The organism is Nonomuraea sp. C10, from assembly GCF_008017515.1.
Taxonomy (GTDB): domain Bacteria; phylum Actinomycetota; class Actinomycetes; order Streptosporangiales; family Streptosporangiaceae; genus Nonomuraea; species Nonomuraea ferruginea.
Window position 1 is genome coordinate 1,885,418 of record NZ_VPFF01000003.1, and the last position, 17,773, is coordinate 1,903,190.

A 17,773-nucleotide genomic window follows, 5' to 3' on the forward strand; every position below is an offset into this window, starting at 1 on the left:
GGTTAGCCTCCACCCCTGTCAAGCCGGCCGGCCCTTCCGCGTCCGGCGAGATGCGAGGAGAAACGGACCGCCCCTGCCGCCAGCACCGGCATCCCGAGCCCCCAGCAGCGCAGGAACGCCCAGACTTCCTGGTTCGTATGCTCACCGTTGCCCTGGATCTCTGGTGCGAGAGAAGAGGCGATCGTCGGCAGCAGGAGCAGCGCGAAGCCCGTGAGCAGAAGCGCCGCACCGGCCGCGGTCGACTGGCGCGGCCGGTACGGGCGGGCCGCCAGCAGGGTCAGGGCCGCGGCGCAGACGACGGCGGGCAGCGCCACCTTGCCCGCCCAGTGCAGCAGCATCGTCGTCGTCCAGTACCACCGCTCGGCCGGAAGCGGATCCAAGAAGTACAGCATGGGGGCCGGGGGGCCGAGAAGATCTCGCACCGTGCCGAGGAGGCCGCCGCCGACGAAGGCGAGGACGAACACCGGCAAGCTCCGCCCGGTACGGAGCACGGCGAGGGCGCCGGCGGCGGCGAGCAGGCCGAGGAGCACGCCCTTGGTGGCACCGTAGGCGAACGGGATCCACTTGTTCCACGGGTAGTTCCCGACCGTGACCGCCGTCCAGGCGCCGACGGCGCCCCACGAGACGACCCCGACGGCGATCCCGACGCACAGCAGGTCCCAGACGCGGCTGTCCCGGGCGCGTGCGGTGTTCGGTAAGACAGGGTGGGTCACCAGTCGCGCCATTCGTCCGTGAGCTCGAACCGCTTGATGCCGCGACGGGCGGCGAGCCCGTCGAGGTCTATCCCCGCCTCGCTGAGCACGTCGTCGACGAACTCGCACAACTCCTCCCGCTCGACGGTGTCGAAGTCGTGGTCGTGCGTACCGTCCACGGCGTTGAGCCCTTCGACCACCCGCCGGATCGCCGCGAGGACCTCGTCGTCGGAGGGCGAGCCGAAGCGCCGTACCTCGGCCTCGAAAGACGTCAGGACCCGTTCGGCCGCCGCCACGAACGGCTCCGGATAGGGCGCGGCGAAGTCGGCGACATGTGCGCGCCAGGTGTCTGTCGGTCTCCTGATCATTGCGTGATCGTAGGCCGATTGGACTCTCCCACGGGGGGAGGCCCCATGCTGGTGACCGGACACGAGGAGAGCGGCGCATGACCATCGTCAAGGACATCGAGGCCCGCGGCCTGCACCACTGCGAGACGACGGCGCTCGGGGTGCTGCTGCGGCACGAAGGACTCGATCTGTCCGAACCTCTGCTGTTCGGGCTGGGATCGGGACTGTCCTTCGTCTACTGGGACGGCAAGAGCATGCCGTTCCCGTTCCTCGGCGGCCGCGTCAAGCCTTTCGAGCTCACCAGGAACCTGGCGGCCAGGCTGGGGCTGACGTTGACGGTGAAGGAGACCGCCTCACCGCGCAAGGCGTGGGAGAACGTGGCCGCCCCCATCGACGCCGGCCGGCCGGTCGGGCTCCAGCTCGACTCGTACCATCTGGACTATTTCTCGACAAAGGTGCACTTCGGCGGCCATGTCGTCGCCATGTACGGCTACGACGAGCAGGACGTCCACCTCGTGGACACCGGCCAGCAGGGCGGAGCGGTGCGCACGAGCCGGGCCGGCCTCGCCAGGGCGCGGGCCGAACGCGGTCCGATGACCGCCCGGCACCGGTCCTTCACCATCACCCTGCCGCCTCACCCGACGCCGCCCTGGCAGGAGCAGCTCGCCGGCGCCATCAGGGACTGCGCCGACGCCTTCCTCGCCGCGCCCATCGCGAACCTGGGTCACCGCGGTATCGCGAAAGCCGCCAAACAGGTGCCCCGATGGCTGCTCCGCGCCGACGACCCGGCGCGGGACCTGCCGCGGGCCGCCCTCCTCATGGAGCAGGCCGGCACCGGCGGCGCCCTGTTCCGCGTCCTCTACCGCGACTTCCTCGGAGAGTGCGCCGGGCTGATCGACGACGGCAACCTCCGCGCGGGTCACAAGCTGTACGCGGAGGCCGCCGTCCTGTGGACGGACGTGTCCACACTGATCGCGAAGGCGGGGGAGAGCGGCGACGCGGCGCACCTGGAGCAGGCCGGGGCCATCCTCCGTGAACTCTCGCGCATCGAAGAGGACGCGATGCGGCTGCTACGGCTGCTGTAGCCGGCCGCGCAGGAAACGACGCTCGGCGTCGGTGGGCGCGAGGTCGAGCGCCGTCCGGTAGTGTCCGGCCGCCTCCTGCCCGCGGCCCGCGCGTCGCAGCAGGTCCGCGCGGGTGGCGTGCAACAGGTAGTAGCCGTCGAGCCCGGTGATCCCGTCGACCAGGCGGAGCGCCGCCTCGGGCCCGCTGACCATGCCGATCGCCACGGCACGGTTCAGCTCCACGATCGGGCTCGGCGCGATGCGCGCGAGTTCCGCGTACAGTCCGGCGATCTGCGGCCAGTCCGTCCGGGAGGCGAGCGGCGCGGTCGCGTGGCACGCCGCGATGGCCGCCTGGAGCTGGAACGGCCCGGCGCGGCCCCGGCGCAGCGCCCGCTCGCAGATCGCGGCGCCCTCCGCGATCCGCGCCTGGTCCCACAGCGTGCGGTCCTGCTCGTCGAGGGTGACCAGGTCTCCGGCCGCGTCCACGCGCGCCGGTCGCCGGGCGTCGTGCAGCAGCATCAGCGCGAGCACGCCCTGCGCCTCGGGCTCGTCGGGCATCAGCGCCGTCACCACCCGCGCCAGGCGGATGGCCTCCTGGCAGAGCCGGGCCTTCGCCGGATCTCCGTACCCTTCGTTGAACAGCAGGTAGAGCACGTGCAGCACGGCGGGGAGGCGGTCGGGCAGCAGGTGCGCGGGCGGCACCCTGAAGGGGATGGCCGCGTGCGCGACCTTCTGCTTGGCGCGGAAGATGCGCTGGCCCATGGTGCGTTCGGGCACCAGGAACGCCCGCGCGATCTCGGCGGTGCTCATGCCGGTCAGGCTCCGCAAGGTCAGCGCCACCTGGGCATCGAGGTTCAGCGACGGATGGCAGCAGGTGAACATGAGCTCAAGGCGCTCGTCGGGGATCTCGCTGTCGCGCAGGTAGGGCGGTGGTTCCATGGCGGCCGCCTCCCGCAGCTTCGCCGCCTCGCCGGCCGCGCGGCGCATCCGGTCGATCGCGCGGTGACGAGCCGTGGTGGTCAGCCACGCCAGCGGCTGGTCGGGCACCCCGGACTCCGGCCATTTCTGGAGCGCCTTGGTGAACGCGTCCTGCGCGCACTCCTCGGCCAGGTCCCAGTCGCCGCCGGTGAACCGGATCATGGTGGCCACGATCCGGCTCCACCCGTCGGCGTAGATCCCGGCGATCTCGTCCTTCACCTGCGGTTAGTCCTCGCCGTCCGTCCAGAACGGACGCAGCTCGATCATCCCGGCCCACGCCATCGGGTGCTTGGACGCGACCTCGATGGCCTCGTCGAGGTCGGCGCAGTCGATGACGTCGAAGCCGGCGATCTGGTCCTTGGTCTCCGCGTACGGACCGTCGGTCAGCAGCACCTCACGGTTGCGGACGCGGACGGTGGTCGCGTCGCTCACCGGGCGGACGCGCTCGCCCATCAGCCGGATGCCCTTGCCGTCCATCTCCTTGACCCAGTCCTCCACGTCCGGGGCCCCCTCGTCCTGGCCGGGCTTGTAGTCGGGATCGGTGCACACCAGCATGAGGTACTTCATCGGGCTGCTCCTGTCGTGTGTTCGGTCGTTTCGCTGTCTTTCGTCGGATTGACGAACGGGAGAGGCTCTCCACTACAGCTCACCTCAGGATTTTTCCGACCGCGCCGGGCGAGGGCCACCCGGCCACTCCCGGTCACCGGCGCGGCGCTGCCAGGATGGGGAGCATGTCCCGCGATCTCCGAGCCACCTTCGACCGGGCGGCCGCCACCTACCAGGACGCACGCCCCGACTACCCCGCCGAGCTCTACGCCGATCTGCTGGACGTCACCGGGGTCACCCCCTCCGCCCACCTGCTCGAAGTCGGCTGCGGCCCGGGGAAGGCCACGCTGCCGCTGGCCCGGATGGGGTTCCGGATCACCGCCGTCGAACTCGGCGCCGCCCTGGCCGCCGAGGCGCGACGCCGCCTCGCCGGATTCTCCGGCGTCTCCGTCATCACGTCCTCGTTCGAGGACTGGGAGCCGCGGGACCGCTTCGACCTCGTGTACGCGGCCACGGCCTGGAAGTGGGTGGACCCGGAGGTCAAGTACGCCAAGGCGGCCTCCCTCCTCACCCCGGGCGGTCACCTGGCCGTGTGGAACGCCGACCACGCGATGCCGTCGGACTTCGACCCGTTCTTCACCGAGATCCAGAAGACCTACGATGAGATCGGCGAAGGCCACGACGGCCCGTGGCCCGGGCCGACGCCCGAGGAGCAGGACGACCCCATGGCCGCCGAGTTCGACGCCTCCGGACATTTCACGGTGGTCGGGACGAAGCTCTACGTATGGGCGTTGCGCTACACGGCGGACGAGTATCTCGCCCTGCTCGACACGTTCTCCGGCCACATCGCCATGGAGCCGGACAAGCGCGAACATCTCTACCGGCAGATCCGCCGCCTCCTCGCCGCCCGCCCTGACGGACGGCTCACCCGCCACTGGTCAGCCGTCCTCACCGTCGGCCGACGCCTGTGACCTGTTTCATCCGCCCCGGCGGCCCATCAGCGCGCCGATGACCATCCCGATCGCGGTGCAGACCACCAGAGTGATCCACAACGGGGCGACCAGCACGATCATGAAGAGCTGGATGGTCGCGTCCTGCTGGTTCTGCACGATGAACACCACCGCCAGGATCAGCAGGACGAGCGCCATCCACAGGCGCGGCGGCACCGCCCGGAGCCGGCTCGCCGGCTTCTGCCCTGTCACCATGTGTTCCCCCCGGATGCACACAGAGCCCTGGAACCCAGCCCTACCCGAGAAAGCGCCGGTGATGTGGTCACTCCGCGCCGAGGTCGAAGGCGACGTCGGCGAGATGGACCGCCTCGACCACCGGGTCGTCGAGGAGCTCGCGCAGGTCGGCGAGTTTCCAGCGGTCGACGACGAGCCCGTAGACGGCGCCCTCCTCGGCCGCCATCGCGAGCCACCCGCGGGCCAGTCCGAACTCGTGCAGGTCGTCATCCTCGTCGAGGATCCCCACCCACTCGCGGTACGCGGCCAGCGCAGCCTCGGGTTCGGTCTCGCACTGATAGGTGGTGGCCTCCCAGCTGTGGTTGGCCATGTCGCGGTTCCAGACGACCGCGTTGAGTGAGGGCGGATCACCGGAGTCGTCGAAGTAGGACGGCGAGTAGATGTAGGAGACGTCCTCTCCTCCGCAGATCTTGTGGCGCCGGTTGAAGGCGACGAGTTGCCCGGCGGTCACGGAGTCGGCGAAATCCACGACCGCCACGGCGTCGAGCGTCCGCGGAAGCCCGTCGATGATGTCGCGGGACGTCTCCGCCGCCGTCCCCGAGACGCCGTCGGGATCCGCCTCCACGGAGGCGATCGCGTCGGCCAGGCTGCCGGAGGGCCCGTCGAGCAGGGGCGCCCGGACTGTTCCGAAGACGTCCTCCACGATCTCGTAATCGGTGCCGCCCTCGCCGGGACCGGCCCCGCGCGGCTCTCCCCACAGCGTGTAGGTCGTCGTCAGGAGGCTGCCGCGATCGAGGTAGCCGTGCATGCGCTCGTCCGGGTTCGCGACGCGCGCCGCCGTGCCGTACACCTGGGCGATCCGCTCGTCGCCGGTCTCGACGAACAGCGGTAAGGCCCGGTCGGCCACGACGAGGGCCAGCCAGAGCGCCGCGGTGACGGCCAGGACCTTGAGCAGCGACCTGCCCACGTACGCCCAGTCGGGCTCCCTCGCGTTCGTCACCGCGCGCTCCTCTAGTGGTCCGACGTCGGTGCGCCGGCGGACAGCAGTTTCTCCGCGAGCACGCGACAGCGGCTCGCCAACTCCGGCGGGTCGAGCACCTCGAAGTCGTGCCCGAGCAGCAGCACGTGCATGAGCACCGCGTCGAGGCTCCCGGCGCCGCTGATCACCTCGCAGCGTCCGCTCCCTCGCGGCCGTACGACGGCGGCCGACGCCGGGACCTGGGCGCGCACCGTACCGGCGGGCGCGTGGACGAGGAAGCGCCCCCGGTGCGGGTAGACCCGGCTCGCCACGCCCTCCTGCACGTACGAGGCCGCGTCCGGCGCGGGGCGCGGGCGGAAGCGCCAGGTGCGGGCGGACACGTCGGTCATCCGGTCGAGACGGAAGCTGCGCCAGCCGTCGCGATCGAGGTCGTAGGCCAGGAGATACCAGCGCCGCTCGGAGGCGACCAGGCGGTAGGGCTCGACCCGCCGCCGGCGCACCTCGTCCCCGGACGGATAGCCGAAGCCGGCCTCGACCTCGTCGCGGCAGGCCCCGGCCAGCGTCATGAGCACCTGGGGGTCGACCGGCGCGCGGCCCGCGGCGAAGGACTCCACCGACCCGGAGAGCGCGCGCACCTCGTGCCGCAGCCGGGTGGGCAGCACCCGGTCGAGCTTGGTCAGAGCGCGCAGCGCGGCGTCGGCGGCGACCGCGCCGCCCGCGCCGGCCAGCAGCGAGACGACGGTGGCGATCGCCTCCTCGTCGTCGAGGAGGAGCGGCGGCAGGTCCTGCCCGGGGCCGAGCCGGTAGCCGCCGCCGACGCCCTGCCCGGCGTGCACGGGGTAGCCGAGGGCACGCAACCGCCCGACGTCCCGCCGTACCGTCCGCGAGGTGACCCCGAGCCGGTCGGCGAGTTCGGGGCCGGTCCAGACCCGGCGCTGCTGCAGCAGGCCGAGCAGGGCGAGCACCCGCTCCGTCGTGCTCCGCTCGTCACCGGCCATGTCGCCCACCCTGTCAGATAGCGGACCGATCCTGTCCTCCAGAGGGTGACAGCATGGACCCGAACCACGACGACGAACGGAGCGATCCGATGAGCCGCCATATCCAGGTCACCTTCGACGCCCACGACCCGCGGGCGCTGTCGTCCTTCTGGCGCGACGTCCTGGGCTACGTCCATCCCGGCCCGCCCGGCGTCGACCTGCCCGAGGGCGCCGACCCGCTGGCCGCGTGGGACGACTTCCTCGCGCGGGCCGGCGTCCCGGAGGACCAGCGCAACACCAGGTCGGCCGTCGAGGACCCGGACGGCCACGGCCCCCGGCTGTTCTTCCAACAGGTGCCGGAGGACAAGGTCGTCAAGAACCGCGTGCACCTCGACGTGCGCGCCGCTCCCGGGCTGCAGGGGGAGGAGCGGATGGCGGCGCTGGAGGCCGAGTGCGACCGGCTCGTCGCGCTGGGCGCGAAGAGGGTACGGCGTGACGAGCCCGATCTTCCGCTGACCGCCGGCACCATCGTGATGACCGACCCCGAGGGCAACGAGTTCTGCCTGGACTGATGCCGAATGGGCTGGATGCCCTGAATGGGCGGGCCGCGGATCCTACGCTCTTGGCCGTCAAGCGACCCCCGCTGCTCGCTGGAGGCGTCCATGCCCGAGGCTGTTCAAGAGGCGCCCGCCCGCCACGTCCAGGCCATGACGGTCGCCCGGCGGGACGGGGTGATCTGGCGGGCCTACGGCACCGCGGCGCGGCACCTGATCAGGCTGGCGGCGCCCGCCGCGCTGGTGTTCCTGCCGATCAGCCTGGTCGCGCTGCTCGGGCTGGCGCTGGTGGTGGAGGAGTCGGCGGTGCTGGTCGACGGCTCGTTCGAGCTGCTCGGTACGCCGGGAAGGCCGCTGCTGGTGTGGGCGGCGGCGGTGATGCTCGCCTCGCTGGCGGGCCAGGCCGTGGTCCTGCCCGCCACCGTCGTGATCGCTGTCGGCCTGCTGACCGGCAGGCCCGTCGCCACGCCGGACGCGATGCGCGCCGCGCTGCGGAACCTGCCCGCGATGCTGCTCCTCGCGCTGCTGGGCGTCGTGGTGTTCACGGCGACCGCGGTGGCCGGGTTCGGCATGCTGATGTGGACCGGACAGCTGCTGTGGGCCGTTCTCGTGATGGCGTCCCTGGCGGTGCTCGCGCTGCCGAGCCTGCTGGCCGTGGCGATCGTGACGCTGGAGGGCCGGAGCGCCGGGCGCGCGCTCGCCGGCGCCTACCGGCTGGCGGGCAGGGGCGAGCCGACGGCAGGCGGCTTCTGGTCGTGCACGCTGACCCTGGCCTTCGGCGTGCTGGTCTTCCCCGCGGCGGCCCAGCGGGCGGTGGAGTGGGCGGTGGAGTGGGCCGTGTTGGGCAGCGTGCTCGGGTACGGGGTGGCGACCTCCGCCCTCACCCTGGTCATCCCCGCGTTCCAGGCGACGGTGATCGCGCGCCTGTACCTGAGCAGGCTGGCACACCGGAGCACGGCCGAGGCGTTCGAGCGGGTCGTCGAGAACCTGCCGGGGAGCGGGGCGGCGAGCCCGGCCAGGCCGGTGCCGGTGCTCGCGGCGCTGCTGCTGCCGGGGTCGCTGTTCGCGGCCACGCTGCTGGTCAACCCGTTCGGCTGGCTGGAGGTGACCCAGACGGTCGTCACGGCCACCTGGACGAGCGACGACGTCCCTCCTCAGCCGAGACCCGGGCTGCGGGAGACGGATCTGAAGGCCATGTACGCGGGCCGGGGCGACGAACTGATCATGTTCATGGACAGTTTCGGCCTGGCGAGGCTGCTGACCTGCACCGCGACTGGCTGCCCGCGTACCGGGTTCCGCTGGGCCGAGCCCGCCGACGCCGACGAGGACATCGCGTCGTCCAGCGCCCGGCTCCACGAAGGCCGGATCGCCGTGAGCACCTGGTCGCAGCGAGGGCAGGGCGATGACCGGCGCGTCCGGCTCGGGCTGATGCTCTGCGACGCCCGCGGCTGCGTTCCGGGCCCCCGGCCGATCGGTGAGGAGATGTCGGTCTACGAGGGCAGGAGCGTCGCGCTGGCGCCGGGGCGCTACGACGGCCTGATGATCGCCCAGGTCCGGGAGCTGCCGGAGCGCGACGGTGAGGTCCTGTCCGTCACCTTCTGCGAAGACCCGGTCTGCGCCGACCCGTGGACGAAGGAGCTGGCCAGGCTTCCATCCAGGACCTCCGCGTACCAGGAGCACGGCCTCGTCGTCGGGGCTGGACCGACGAACCGCCCGGTCGTCCTCCGCTTCGACGAGCACGCGGGCTCTCTCTCCCTGATCACCTGCGAGGAGTCCGACTGTGCCGAGGTGCACGTGGAACGGCTGGTACACGGGGGTTGGACCTGGGGGTTCGACGAGGTCGGCGGGGAAGCCGGCGCCACCATGGTGGTCAGGGACGACGGCCGGCCGCTGATCGCCTACCGCGACTCGGCCGATGGATCGATCAGGATGCTCGACTGCCGCAACCTGAGCTGCTCCCAGTCCGACCCCGTCATCCTGACCGGCCCCGGCCGCTTCCGCGTGCCCCCGGCGCTGGTGGTGGACGGGGAAGGACGGGCGCTGGTGGCCTACCAGGACGTCGACGACAACCGGATCGTCGTGGCCACCTGTGAGGGAACCCGCTGCACGCACACGCCGGTGGCGAAGGGCCGGTACGCCCTCGGCGACGCCCTCGCCATGACCCTGGACGCGCGCGGCCGACCGATGATCGGCTGGATCGACCATTCCGAGCACGACTGGGACCTGATCCTGACCACCCCGCTCAACCTGCCTTCCTAGCGTCCGGGGAGCCCGTCTTTCTCGCCGCCAGAACGATCAGAAGCCCGGGGACGATCCCGGCGAAGAACGGTGACGGTACGAGGAGGACGCCGCCCAGCGCGCACCACAGGGCCAGAGCCCAGCCGATCCCGGCGGGCACGGCCACCCCGCGCCGGGCGAGGTGCCAGGTCAGTGATCCCAGGAGGATCAGGGGCACGCCGAAGCTTCCCGGGCCGCCCCAGAAGGTGACCTTGTTCCGCAGGGACTCGACCGCAGGGCCGTCCGCGAGGAGCGGGACCGCCGCCCACATCCCCCGATCCACCCAGCCGGCGACGTCCGGCCAGGCGGTGGTCGCCAGCACCGCCAGGTGTCCCGCACCCATCACGATCATGATCCCGCCCGCCCAGCGGAGCAGCTTTCCGGAGTCCATCGCACAACCCTTCTGTGTTGACCAACATAGGATATGTCGATTGACACTCGCTATGTCATCCGGCGTAGCTGGTTGGATGGACCGCATGGCCACGCGACGTATCCAGAGGACCGAGGAGAGCCGCCGGCTGCTGGTGGCGGCCGCCGCCGAGCTCTTCGCCGAGAAGGGCTACCGGCAGACGAGTTTCGTCGACATCGCCGACGAGGCCGGCATCAGCCGCGGCTCCATCCCCTGGCACTTCGGCAACAAGCTGGGCCTGCTGCAAGCGGTGCTCGACGACCAGCTCCACGCTGTGCTCACCGCTTTCGACGAGCAGGCCGGCGACCCGCTCGACCAGGTCATGGACTTCGTCCGCCTGCCTGCCGCGCGCCTGTTCATCACCCTGCTGGCCGAGGCCGTGGAGGACGGCTCGCCGATCCGAGAGCAGTACGCGCGGCTCCACGCGGCCCTCAGGCAGGGGGTCCAGGCGCGGATACCGGCCGAGGCCCTCCCCGCGGGCACTTCGGCGGAGGCGTTCACGGTCCTCCTGGTGGGGGCCGTCATCGGCGTCCACGCCCAGTGGCGCGTCGCCCCCGAGGCGGTGGACCTCGACGCCGTCCGCTCCCTTCTCGAACGTATGATCGATGCGTGATGGGGAAGCCCTGAGATCGGCGTGCGCGGCACGACTGCGCACCCCTGTCCCGCTGACCCTGTTTGACAGTGATCGCAGCGTGCCTGTGCAATATGTTGCATGCCGGTGCCACAGGATCGCGGACTCGTCTCCAGGTCGCTGCTTCGGGAAGACGCCTACCGGGCGATCCGGGACGCGATCGTCGACGGCACGCTGGCCCCCGGTGAGCGACTCAACGACACCGACCTGGTCGAGTGGCTGGGCGTCAGCCGGACCCCGGTGCGCGAGGCCCTCGCGCGACTGGAGCAGGCGGGCCTGGTCAGGACCAAACCCGGCCGCTACACGATCGTCAGCCCTCTCGACGCCCGCGCCTGCCGTGACGCCCAGTCGGTCACGGCCGCCATGCACGAACTCGCCGTCCGCGAGGCGCTGCCGAACCTCTCCGCCACCGAGCTCGAAGCCATGCGCACGGCCAACGCGCGGTTCGCCGACGCCCTGCGCCGCGACGACGTGGACGCGGCGCTCGCCGCCGACGACGAATTCCACGGCGTGCTGGTCACCGCCAGCGCCAACGACGCGCTCCGCGACGTCCTCGAACGGTTCACGCCGGTGCTGCGCCGCCTGGAGCGGCTCCGCTTCTCCTCACTGAGCGGCCGGGAGTCGGTCGCTCAGCATGACCGGATCATCGAGTTGTGCGCGGCCGGCGACGTGGCGGGGGCGGCCGCGGCCACCCGCGCCAATTGGGAGACGCTCACCCCGTTGCTCGACGAACCGCCCGTCACCGGGGCCAGTTCGCGATGATCTCGGGCTTGATCGCGTCGGCGTGACACTTGAAGGTCTTGCGCAGGGCGCGGTCGTACAGGCAGACCCGCACGTCCACGCGCTTGATCTCGCCGTCGGAGGACAGCCGGAAGGGCGTCTTGGCCGCGCAGGTCGAGCGAGGCCGGCTCCATCCGGTGCCGCCGCCCGCGTAGTGGAAGCGGGCGCGGACGTAGGCGCAGTGACCGGAGTGCCTGTCGCGATCGGAGAGCGTGCCGCGCACGACGAACGTCTCGGCGCTGAAGTCGGTGATCCAGACGTCGGCCGTGGCGTGGCCGGAATGTCCCGCCGCCGACTTGACGGGCCCCCAGTGGATACCGGCGGACGCCTGCGCCGGCCCGCCCGCGGCGATCAGGAAGGCCAGGACCCCACCGATGACATAGGTCTTCTTCATGGCAGGGACGCTAGGGGACGCCACTTGGAGAGATCTTGCATCCGGCTGGTCACAGCTGGTCGGCGATGGCTGCCGGGGTACGCGGCGCGGGGCCGGTGGCGATGGCTCCGGCCTCGGCGTCGTCGATGAGGTCGAGGTCGCGCAGGATCGCGGCCGAGCGGTTCAGGAGGGCGCGGTCGCCGCGGACGCGGCCGAGGCCCCACAGGTGTTCGGCCTCCCAGTAGGTGCCCGACAGGCCGCGCAGCCGGTCGAGGCGGAGGGCTTCGGTGAAGCAGGCGGCGGCGGCCTCGCGCCGGCCGGCGAGGCGGTGCGCCTCGCCGAGGTTGCCCAGCGCCATGACCTCGGTGACGCGGGCGGCGGAGTCGCGGGCCAGGCCGATGGCGGCCTCGTGCGCGGCGACCGCGTCGTCATGGCGGCCGAGCCGCTGACAAGTGAGCCCGACGCCGGTCAGGCAGCCGGCCTCCTGACGGGCGTGGCCGAGCCGGTGCCAGGCGGCGCGGGCCCGCTCCAGGGATTCGAGCGACTCCTCGTACCGTTCGAGCACGCGGAGCACGACGCCGCGGCCGTGCAGGGCCAGTGCGGTTCCGGCGTCGTAGCCGGCCCAGGCGCGCAGGGCGCGGTCGAAGCAGGCGAGCGCCTCCTCGGCCCTGCTCAGCCAGTGCAGCGCCCAGCCGAGGTCGTTGTCGGCCAGCCCGGCGTGGCGGCGGTCGCCGGTGAGACGCGCGGCCGTGCGCGTGATGTACGCGAGCGTCAGCTGCTCGCGCCGGCGGCCCCGGCCTTCGAGCGGGGCGTTCAGGCACGCCGACAGGTAGGGCGCGACCTCGGGGGCGATGCCGGAGGCGGCCTGCCGGGCCGCGGCGACGAGGTTGTCCGTCTCGGCGTCGATCCACTCGTCGACCTCGTCGCGCGAGCCGAGCGGGACGCCGGGGTGGTCGAGCGAGCCGGGCAGGAAGTCGATCCGCCAGCCGATCGTCGGCTCGACGGCCAGCGTGGCGTGCCGGGCCGTGGCCACGTAGCAGTGCAGGGCGCGGCGCACGGCGCCGGTGCGGTCGGCCCCGGTCTCCTCCTCGGCGGCGCGTTCCCTGGCGAACAGGCGCAGCAGGTCGTGCAGGTGGAACCGGCCGGGCACGTCGGACCGTACGAGCTGGTTCTCCGCGAGCCGATCCAGCAGCACCGCCGCGCGCTGTTCCGGCAGACCGGCCAGCGCGGCGGCGACCGGGACGCCGACGTCGGGCACGTCCAGGAGGCCGAGCAGCCGGAACAGCCGGGCCGCCGCGGCGTCGCCGAGGTCCTGGTAGCTGACCATGAAGCTGGTGCGCACGGCTTGGTCGTGCAGCGCCAGTTCGGCCAGCCTGCGCTGCTCGACGGCGAGCCGCCCGGCCAGCGCCCGCACGCTCAGGTCCGGCTGCCCGGCCAGCTTCGCCCCCGCGATGGTGAGCGCCAGCGGGAGCCGCCCGCACAGCTCGGCGATCTCGGCCGCCGCCTCGGGCTCGCTCCCGACGCGGGCGGTCCCGGCCAGCCTGCCGAGCAGGGCGACCGCCTCGTCCGGCGGCAGGCCCTCGACCGGGTGATGGCGGGCGGCGTCGACGGAGCCGAGCAGCCGCCTGCTGGTGATGAGCACGCCGCAGGTGGCGCTGCCCGGCAGCAGGTCGCGCACCTGCTCCGGACCGGCGGCGTTGTCGAGCAGGACGAGCAGCCGCTTGCCGTGCGTCATCGAGCGGAACGCCGCGGCGGCCTCCTCCTGGTCGGCGGGCACCGTCGCGCCCAGCGCGCGCAGGAACCTGCCGAGCACCTCCGCGGTGGCCGCCGGCTCGGTGTCCGGGGTGGATCCGTGCAGGTTGACGTAGAGCTGCCCGTCGGGGAAGAGACCGGCCAGGCGGTGCGCCACCTGGACGGCCAGCGCGGACTTGCCGATGCCCGCCGGGCCCGAGACGGCCACGACGTGCTCGCCGCCGTCCGTCAGCAGCCCGCACAGCCGCTCGACCTCGCCGTCCCGGCCCGTGAACGCCGCCACCGCCGGAGGAAGCTGCGCCGGGGTGCGCCCCCGTACGAGCTGTTCGGCGCGGCGCAGCTCCGGCCCCGGTTCGAGGCCGAGCTCGCGGTCCAGCAGCCGCGTGCCCTCGCGCAGCACGTGGAGCGCCTCCTGACGGCGGTTCAGCCGGTCGAGCGCGAGCACGAGCTGGGCGCGGAGCGATTCGTGGTAGGGCAGGTCGGCGACCATCGGCGCGAGCCGCTCGGCCACCCGCGACGGGCAGCCCCGGCCCAGCTCCAGCGCGGCCCACTCGCCGACGGCGGTCAGCCTGAGCTCTTCGAGCCGCCGTACCTCCGCGTGGTCGAAACCGTCCAGTACGGGCCCGCGCCACAGTGCGAGCGCCCGGCCGTAGAGTGCGGGATCGCCCAGCCGGCGGCCCTCCTCGATGAGCCGCTCAGCGTGATGGGAGTCGAGCCGCGCCACCCGCGTGTCGATGCGGTAGGCGCCCGGCCGGGTCTCGATCACCGGGTGGCCGAGCAGCGTCTTGCGCAACCGGGAGAGCAGCATGTGGAGCTGGGTGCGGGCGGTCGGGGGCGGGGCGCCGTCCGTCCAGAGCGCCGCGACCAGCTGCTCGGCGGTGACGCTCTGCCCGGCGTGCAGCAGCAGGACGCTCAGGACCGTACGGGCGCGCGACCCGATGGGGGCGACGGCGCGGCCGGCGACCTCGACGCGCAGAGGGCCGAGGATCTGGAAAGCGACTGGGCCGGACATCGACTCCTCCCTTGATGGATCGTAACGGGAGGGGTGCCGGAGGCGGCAAGCGTTCAAGACGTCATCGAACGGCGGTCGCGGCGCGTTCCCTGGCGAACAGCCGCACCAGCTCGTGGAACCGGTAGTGCGGCCGGCTCGGCCCGCCCGGCGGGCGCAGCAACTGCGCGTGGGCGAGCTGCCGCAGCAGCTCGGCGGCGTTCCCGGGTCGCGCGCCCGTACGGTCGTCCTGCCGCACGCCGGGCAGGTCCGGGCCGAAGCCCGCTGGCTGTTCGACCAGCCCCAGCCGGTCGAACAGCCGCGCCGCCTCGGGCGGCAGCTCGCGGTACGACAACGCGATGCTGTCCCGTACGCTCAGGCCGTCGCAGACCAGCTCGTCCAGCCGGTGGCGCTCGTCGGCGAGCAACCCGACGAGGCCGGACAGCGGCCACCGCGGCTGCCGCGCCAGCTTCGCCGCCGCGATCCGCACCGCGAGCGGCAACCCGCCGCACAGACCGGCCAGCCGCTCGGCCGCCTCCCGCTCGTCCGCCACACGCCTGCTCCCGGCCACCCGACCGACCAACTCCACGCACTCCGGTACGGGAAGCACATCGACGGGGACATCGATGGGCACGGGGGCGGGGTCGGCGGTGGCTACGGGCACAGCGGCGGGTACGGGCGCGGCGGCGGGTACGGGCGCGTGGATGGGCGTATTGATCGGTACGGCCAAGGCTGTTTCGCCCAGACGGCGGCGGGCGGTGATGATCACGCGGCAGCCGGGCGCGTTCACCAGCAGGGGCCGCACCTGCTCCGCTGACCCGGCGTCGTCCAGGACCACGAGCGCCCGCCGCCCGGCCAGCGCCTCCCGGAACGCCGCGGCCTGTTCCGCCGGATCCCGCGGCACCCCCACGCCGAGCGCGCGCAGGAACCGTTCCAGCACGCTTCCCGGCGGCACCGGCTCCCCACCCGCGTCATAGCCCCGAAGGTCGGCGAAGAGCTGGCCGTCCGGGAACCGGCTGGCCATCTGATGAGCCCACCGCAACACCAGCGCTGTCTTCCCCACCCCCGCCATCCCGCTCACCACCGCCACCCGCGGCCCGTCCTGGGCGAGCAGCCGATCCAGCGCCCGCAACTCCGGCGCCCGCCCGACGAACCCCCGCACGGGCGGCGGCAACTGCGCAGGCCGCACCACCGCGACCTGCGGCAGATCACAAGCCGGCCATACCGCCCCCGTCGGATGGGCCCACAACCGGCCGTACGGCGACTCATCGCGCCACGCGGGCTCGGTGGGTTGTCTGTTGTGCGGTGGTTGCGTGGGCTGCGCAGGCTTGGCCTGCGGCTGGTCGTGCGGCGGCTGCTCGCGCCACGCCAGTTCGGTTTGCGTGGCGGGTGGTCTGTAAGGCGGTTGCGCCTGCCGCGCTGGGGCGGGTCGCGGTAAGTGCGTCGGTGGGGCGGGGTGGCCGCGGAGGACCTTGTGCTGGGCCTGGCGTAGTCCGGGGCCGGGTTCCAGGCCCAGTTCCTGTAGCAGCAGGTCGCGGCCTCGGTGGTAGCAGGCGAGGGCGTCGGCCTGGCGGCCGGCGTGCGACAGGGCGAGCACCAGTTTCTCGCGCAGCCCTTCGTACAGGGGATGGTCGTCGACCAGCCCGGTCAGGTGCTCCACGACCTCGCGCGGCCGGCCGCACGCCAGCTCCAGCCCCGCCCACTCCTCGACCGCCGCCAGCCGGACCGCGTCCAGGCGGCGCGCCCAGGCCGTGATCGCCGTGGTGTCGAGCCCGGCCAGCACGGGCCCGCGCCACAGGGCCAGCGCCTGTCCGAGCAGGTCGGCCGCCTGGTCAGGCTGCCCGGCCGCGGCGAGTTCGCGCCCTTCGGCGATCCGCCGCTCGGCTTCGTGCGCGTCGACCCGTACCCCTTCGGCGTCGAGCCGGTAGCCGTGCGGCTCGGTGACGATCACTCCGGGATCGCCTCCGGCCGCCTTGACGGCCTTGCGGAGAGCGGCGACGTGGATGGAGATCTGGGTGCGTACCGACGTGGGCCGGCGGTCCTCCCAGACCGTGCGCGCCAGCCGGTCCACCGGCACCGCCTGGCCGGTCTCCAGCAGCAGGGCGGCCAGCAGCGCACGGCGCCGCGACCCGCCGAGCCGGACAGGGTGCCCGGCGACGCCGGCCTCCAGCGGTCCGAGGACGAGAAACTCCAGCTGAGCCATGATCGAGATCGGTCTTGCAGGCGACGACGGCAGGGCACACCCGCTCGCCGAACCGAAACCCCCGATCGATCGTAGAGGAACCTCGTTATCGATCCGCTAAACGCCCGGAGATCAGGCGGGGCAGGACGTCCCGCCGCCGAGGTACTTCAGGTGGTTCCCGCTCACGAAGGGGCCCTGGCCGTCGGCGCCGCCGCTGCTCTTCAACCTGCGCCAGACCGTGGAGCCGGGCTTGCGGTAGCCGTTGTAGCCGAAGACGTACACGGTGCCCTTGGTCAGCTTGCCCTCGGACTCGTACTTCGTGCCCGCCCAGGAACGCTTGTTGACGGCCTTCTCGGTCCGGTACCGGCACCAGACCGTCGGCTTCGGATGCGTGCAGCTGTGGCTGGTGAGGATCTGCCGCCCGCCGCTGCCGAGCGAGCGGTTCTTGCCGTTGAAGTAGGGCTTGACCAGCTGCCAGGTCCCGTTCACCTTCTGCTGCTGCTCGTAGTGCAGGTGGGGTTTGCCGGTTCCCACGCTGCCGATGCGGCCGATGACGGTGGACCGGGTGACCTTGGAGCCGTTCTTGACGCGGTTCTTCATGTGCGCGTACATGGTGCGCCAGGTGCTGTTGTGCTCGACGTACATCGTGTTGGTCGTGCTGCCGGACAGATACCGCACCGTCCCGCCGACCGCGGGGCGCACCTCCCAGCCGTCGGCGCTGTAACCGCCCGAGTAGGGGTTGTCGGTGTTCGGATACATGTCGAGCGCCTTGTCCACGTAACCGGCGTGGGATCCGGCGGAGTCCGTGAAGACCTTGGTGCCGCACGCGAACGGGAGCTGGAAGAACGGCCGCGAGGCGAGCGCCTCGGTGGCGGCGTGGGCCGGAGCCGGAAGGCCCGTCATGGCGACGAGCGCGGCGACGGACACGGCTGTGCGACGCAAGAGGAGTCCTCCTCCATCAGGGGTGATAGGTGCCCCGGAGACGTTAGGGAGGCGGGTTATCGATTCCCTTAGCGCCGTTTCCCTTAGGGATTCGATAACCCGGCTCACTAACGTGCCT

The 17,773-nt window shown here is 72.4% G+C and carries 18 protein-coding genes; 6 read left to right on the forward strand and 12 right to left on the reverse strand.

Annotated features, from left to right (window positions below):
* Nucleotides 1-2: 2 nt before the first annotated feature.
* Together FR742_RS40725 and FR742_RS40730 are read right to left on the reverse strand one after the other, a co-directional pair.
* A complete protein-coding gene (locus tag FR742_RS40725; RefSeq protein ID WP_148036522.1) occupies nt 3-713 on the reverse strand; it encodes a hypothetical protein in 711 nt (236 codons plus the stop codon).
* Nucleotides 710-1,060 carry a hypothetical protein gene (locus FR742_RS40730; protein WP_148036523.1) on the reverse strand — a complete coding sequence of 117 codons (351 nt, stop codon included), beginning with the start codon at nt 1,058-1,060 and terminating at the stop codon, nt 710-712. Before FR742_RS40730 ends, FR742_RS40725 begins: the two co-directional genes overlap by 4 nt.
* A 77-nt stretch (nt 1,061-1,137) precedes the next feature.
* Here FR742_RS40730 and FR742_RS40735 point away from each other — a divergent pair, with 77 nt between their 5' ends.
* Nucleotides 1,138-2,124, forward strand: a complete 987-nt coding sequence (locus tag FR742_RS40735) for a BtrH N-terminal domain-containing protein (RefSeq protein ID WP_148036524.1) — start codon at nt 1,138-1,140, stop codon at nt 2,122-2,124.
* Here FR742_RS40735 and FR742_RS40740 read toward each other — a convergent pair.
* Nucleotides 2,110-3,300: an RNA polymerase sigma factor gene (locus FR742_RS40740; RefSeq protein ID WP_261809051.1), complete on the reverse strand. Its 1,191-nt coding sequence runs from the start codon at nt 3,298-3,300 to the stop codon at nt 2,110-2,112. The two genes, FR742_RS40735 and FR742_RS40740, sit on opposite strands and share 15 nt — an antisense overlap.
* 6 nt (nt 3,301-3,306) lie before the next feature.
* Entirely contained in the window at nt 3,307-3,648 is a 342-nt protein-coding gene (locus FR742_RS40745; protein ID WP_148036525.1) for a YciI family protein, read from the reverse strand.
* A 164-nt stretch (nt 3,649-3,812) separates the two neighbouring features.
* Here FR742_RS40745 and FR742_RS40750 point away from each other — a divergent pair, with 164 nt between their 5' ends.
* Entirely contained in the window at nt 3,813-4,598 is a 786-nt protein-coding gene (locus tag FR742_RS40750; protein ID WP_222709277.1) for a trans-aconitate 2-methyltransferase, read from the forward strand.
* Nucleotides 4,599-4,604: 6 nt separating this feature from the next.
* On the opposite strand, the gene FR742_RS40755 is transcribed toward FR742_RS40750, so the two are convergent.
* The 3 genes from FR742_RS40755 to FR742_RS40765 form a co-directional block, all read right to left on the reverse strand.
* A complete protein-coding gene (locus FR742_RS40755; RefSeq protein WP_148036527.1) occupies nt 4,605-4,832 on the reverse strand; it encodes a LapA family protein in 228 nt (75 codons plus the stop codon).
* 67 nt (nt 4,833-4,899) lie between these two features.
* Nucleotides 4,900-5,811 carry a hypothetical protein gene (locus FR742_RS40760; protein ID WP_148036528.1) on the reverse strand — a complete coding sequence of 304 codons (912 nt, stop codon included), beginning with the start codon at nt 5,809-5,811 and terminating at the stop codon, nt 4,900-4,902.
* Nucleotides 5,812-5,822: 11 nt separating this feature from the next.
* The gene (locus FR742_RS40765; RefSeq protein WP_148036529.1) at nt 5,823-6,788 is read right to left on the reverse strand and encodes a YafY family protein; all 966 of its coding nucleotides are present in this window, start codon (nt 6,786-6,788) and stop codon (nt 5,823-5,825) included.
* An 89-nt stretch (nt 6,789-6,877) separates the two neighbouring features.
* Between FR742_RS40765 and FR742_RS40770 the strand changes: the two genes are divergently transcribed.
* A complete protein-coding gene (locus FR742_RS40770; protein WP_148037262.1) occupies nt 6,878-7,339 on the forward strand; it encodes a VOC family protein in 462 nt (153 codons plus the stop codon).
* Nucleotides 7,340-7,429: 90 nt separating this feature from the next.
* Entirely contained in the window at nt 7,430-9,580 is a 2,151-nt protein-coding gene (locus FR742_RS40775) for a hypothetical protein (RefSeq protein WP_148036530.1), read from the forward strand.
* Here FR742_RS40775 and FR742_RS40780 read toward each other — a convergent pair.
* Complete coding sequence (locus FR742_RS40780) at nt 9,564-9,989, reverse strand: DUF6463 family protein (protein WP_148036531.1); 426 nt, start codon at nt 9,987-9,989, stop codon at nt 9,564-9,566. The two genes, FR742_RS40775 and FR742_RS40780, sit on opposite strands and share 17 nt — an antisense overlap.
* Nucleotides 9,990-10,074: 85 nt before the next feature.
* Here FR742_RS40780 and FR742_RS40785 point away from each other — a divergent pair, with 85 nt between their 5' ends.
* Entirely contained in the window at nt 10,075-10,620 is a 546-nt protein-coding gene (locus FR742_RS40785) for a TetR/AcrR family transcriptional regulator (RefSeq protein WP_148036532.1), read from the forward strand.
* A 99-nt stretch (nt 10,621-10,719) separates the two neighbouring features.
* A complete protein-coding gene (locus FR742_RS40790) occupies nt 10,720-11,400 on the forward strand; it encodes a GntR family transcriptional regulator (RefSeq protein ID WP_148036533.1) in 681 nt (226 codons plus the stop codon).
* Here FR742_RS40790 and FR742_RS40795 read toward each other — a convergent pair.
* From FR742_RS40795 to FR742_RS40825, 4 genes are all read right to left on the reverse strand, one after another.
* Entirely contained in the window at nt 11,378-11,812 is a 435-nt protein-coding gene (locus tag FR742_RS40795) for a hypothetical protein (protein ID WP_148036534.1), read from the reverse strand. The genes FR742_RS40790 and FR742_RS40795 overlap by 23 nt on opposite strands.
* A 49-nt stretch (nt 11,813-11,861) precedes the next feature.
* Complete coding sequence (locus FR742_RS40800) at nt 11,862-14,555, reverse strand: AfsR/SARP family transcriptional regulator (RefSeq protein WP_148036535.1); 2,694 nt, start codon at nt 14,553-14,555, stop codon at nt 11,862-11,864.
* Between the two features lie 61 nt (nt 14,556-14,616).
* Nucleotides 14,617-16,734, reverse strand: coding sequence for an AfsR/SARP family transcriptional regulator (locus tag FR742_RS45490; protein ID WP_222709278.1), 2,118 nt, complete (start codon nt 16,732-16,734; stop codon nt 14,617-14,619).
* Between the two features lie 111 nt (nt 16,735-16,845).
* On the reverse strand, nt 16,846-17,655 hold the full coding sequence (locus tag FR742_RS40825; RefSeq protein ID WP_148036538.1) for a M23 family metallopeptidase: 810 nt from the start codon (nt 17,653-17,655) through the stop codon (nt 16,846-16,848).
* Between the last annotated feature and the right edge of the window lie 118 nt (nt 17,656-17,773).

Coding starts and splice junctions, on each gene's coding strand:
- FR742_RS40730 (WP_148036523.1), bottom strand. CDS start 1,060: ATGATCAGGAGACCGACAGACACCTGGCGCGCACATGTCGCCGACTTC.
- FR742_RS40735 (WP_148036524.1), top strand. CDS start 1,138: ATGACCATCGTCAAGGACATCGAGGCCCGCGGCCTGCACCACTGCGAG.
- FR742_RS40745 (WP_148036525.1), bottom strand. CDS start 3,648: ATGAAGTACCTCATGCTGGTGTGCACCGATCCCGACTACAAGCCCGGC.
- FR742_RS40750 (WP_222709277.1), top strand. CDS start 3,813: ATGTCCCGCGATCTCCGAGCCACCTTCGACCGGGCGGCCGCCACCTAC.
- FR742_RS40755 (WP_148036527.1), bottom strand. CDS start 4,832: ATGGTGACAGGGCAGAAGCCGGCGAGCCGGCTCCGGGCGGTGCCGCCG.
- FR742_RS40765 (WP_148036529.1), bottom strand. CDS start 6,788: ATGGCCGGTGACGAGCGGAGCACGACGGAGCGGGTGCTCGCCCTGCTC.
- FR742_RS40770 (WP_148037262.1), top strand. CDS start 6,878: ATGAGCCGCCATATCCAGGTCACCTTCGACGCCCACGACCCGCGGGCG.
- FR742_RS40775 (WP_148036530.1), top strand. CDS start 7,430: ATGCCCGAGGCTGTTCAAGAGGCGCCCGCCCGCCACGTCCAGGCCATG.
- FR742_RS40780 (WP_148036531.1), bottom strand. CDS start 9,989: ATGGACTCCGGAAAGCTGCTCCGCTGGGCGGGCGGGATCATGATCGTG.
- FR742_RS40785 (WP_148036532.1), top strand. CDS start 10,075: ATGGCCACGCGACGTATCCAGAGGACCGAGGAGAGCCGCCGGCTGCTG.
- FR742_RS40790 (WP_148036533.1), top strand. CDS start 10,720: ATGCCGGTGCCACAGGATCGCGGACTCGTCTCCAGGTCGCTGCTTCGG.
- FR742_RS40795 (WP_148036534.1), bottom strand. CDS start 11,812: ATGAAGAAGACCTATGTCATCGGTGGGGTCCTGGCCTTCCTGATCGCC.
- FR742_RS40800 (WP_148036535.1), bottom strand. CDS start 14,555: ATGTCCGGCCCAGTCGCTTTCCAGATCCTCGGCCCTCTGCGCGTCGAG.
- FR742_RS45490 (WP_222709278.1), bottom strand. CDS start 16,734: ATGGCTCAGCTGGAGTTTCTCGTCCTCGGACCGCTGGAGGCCGGCGTC.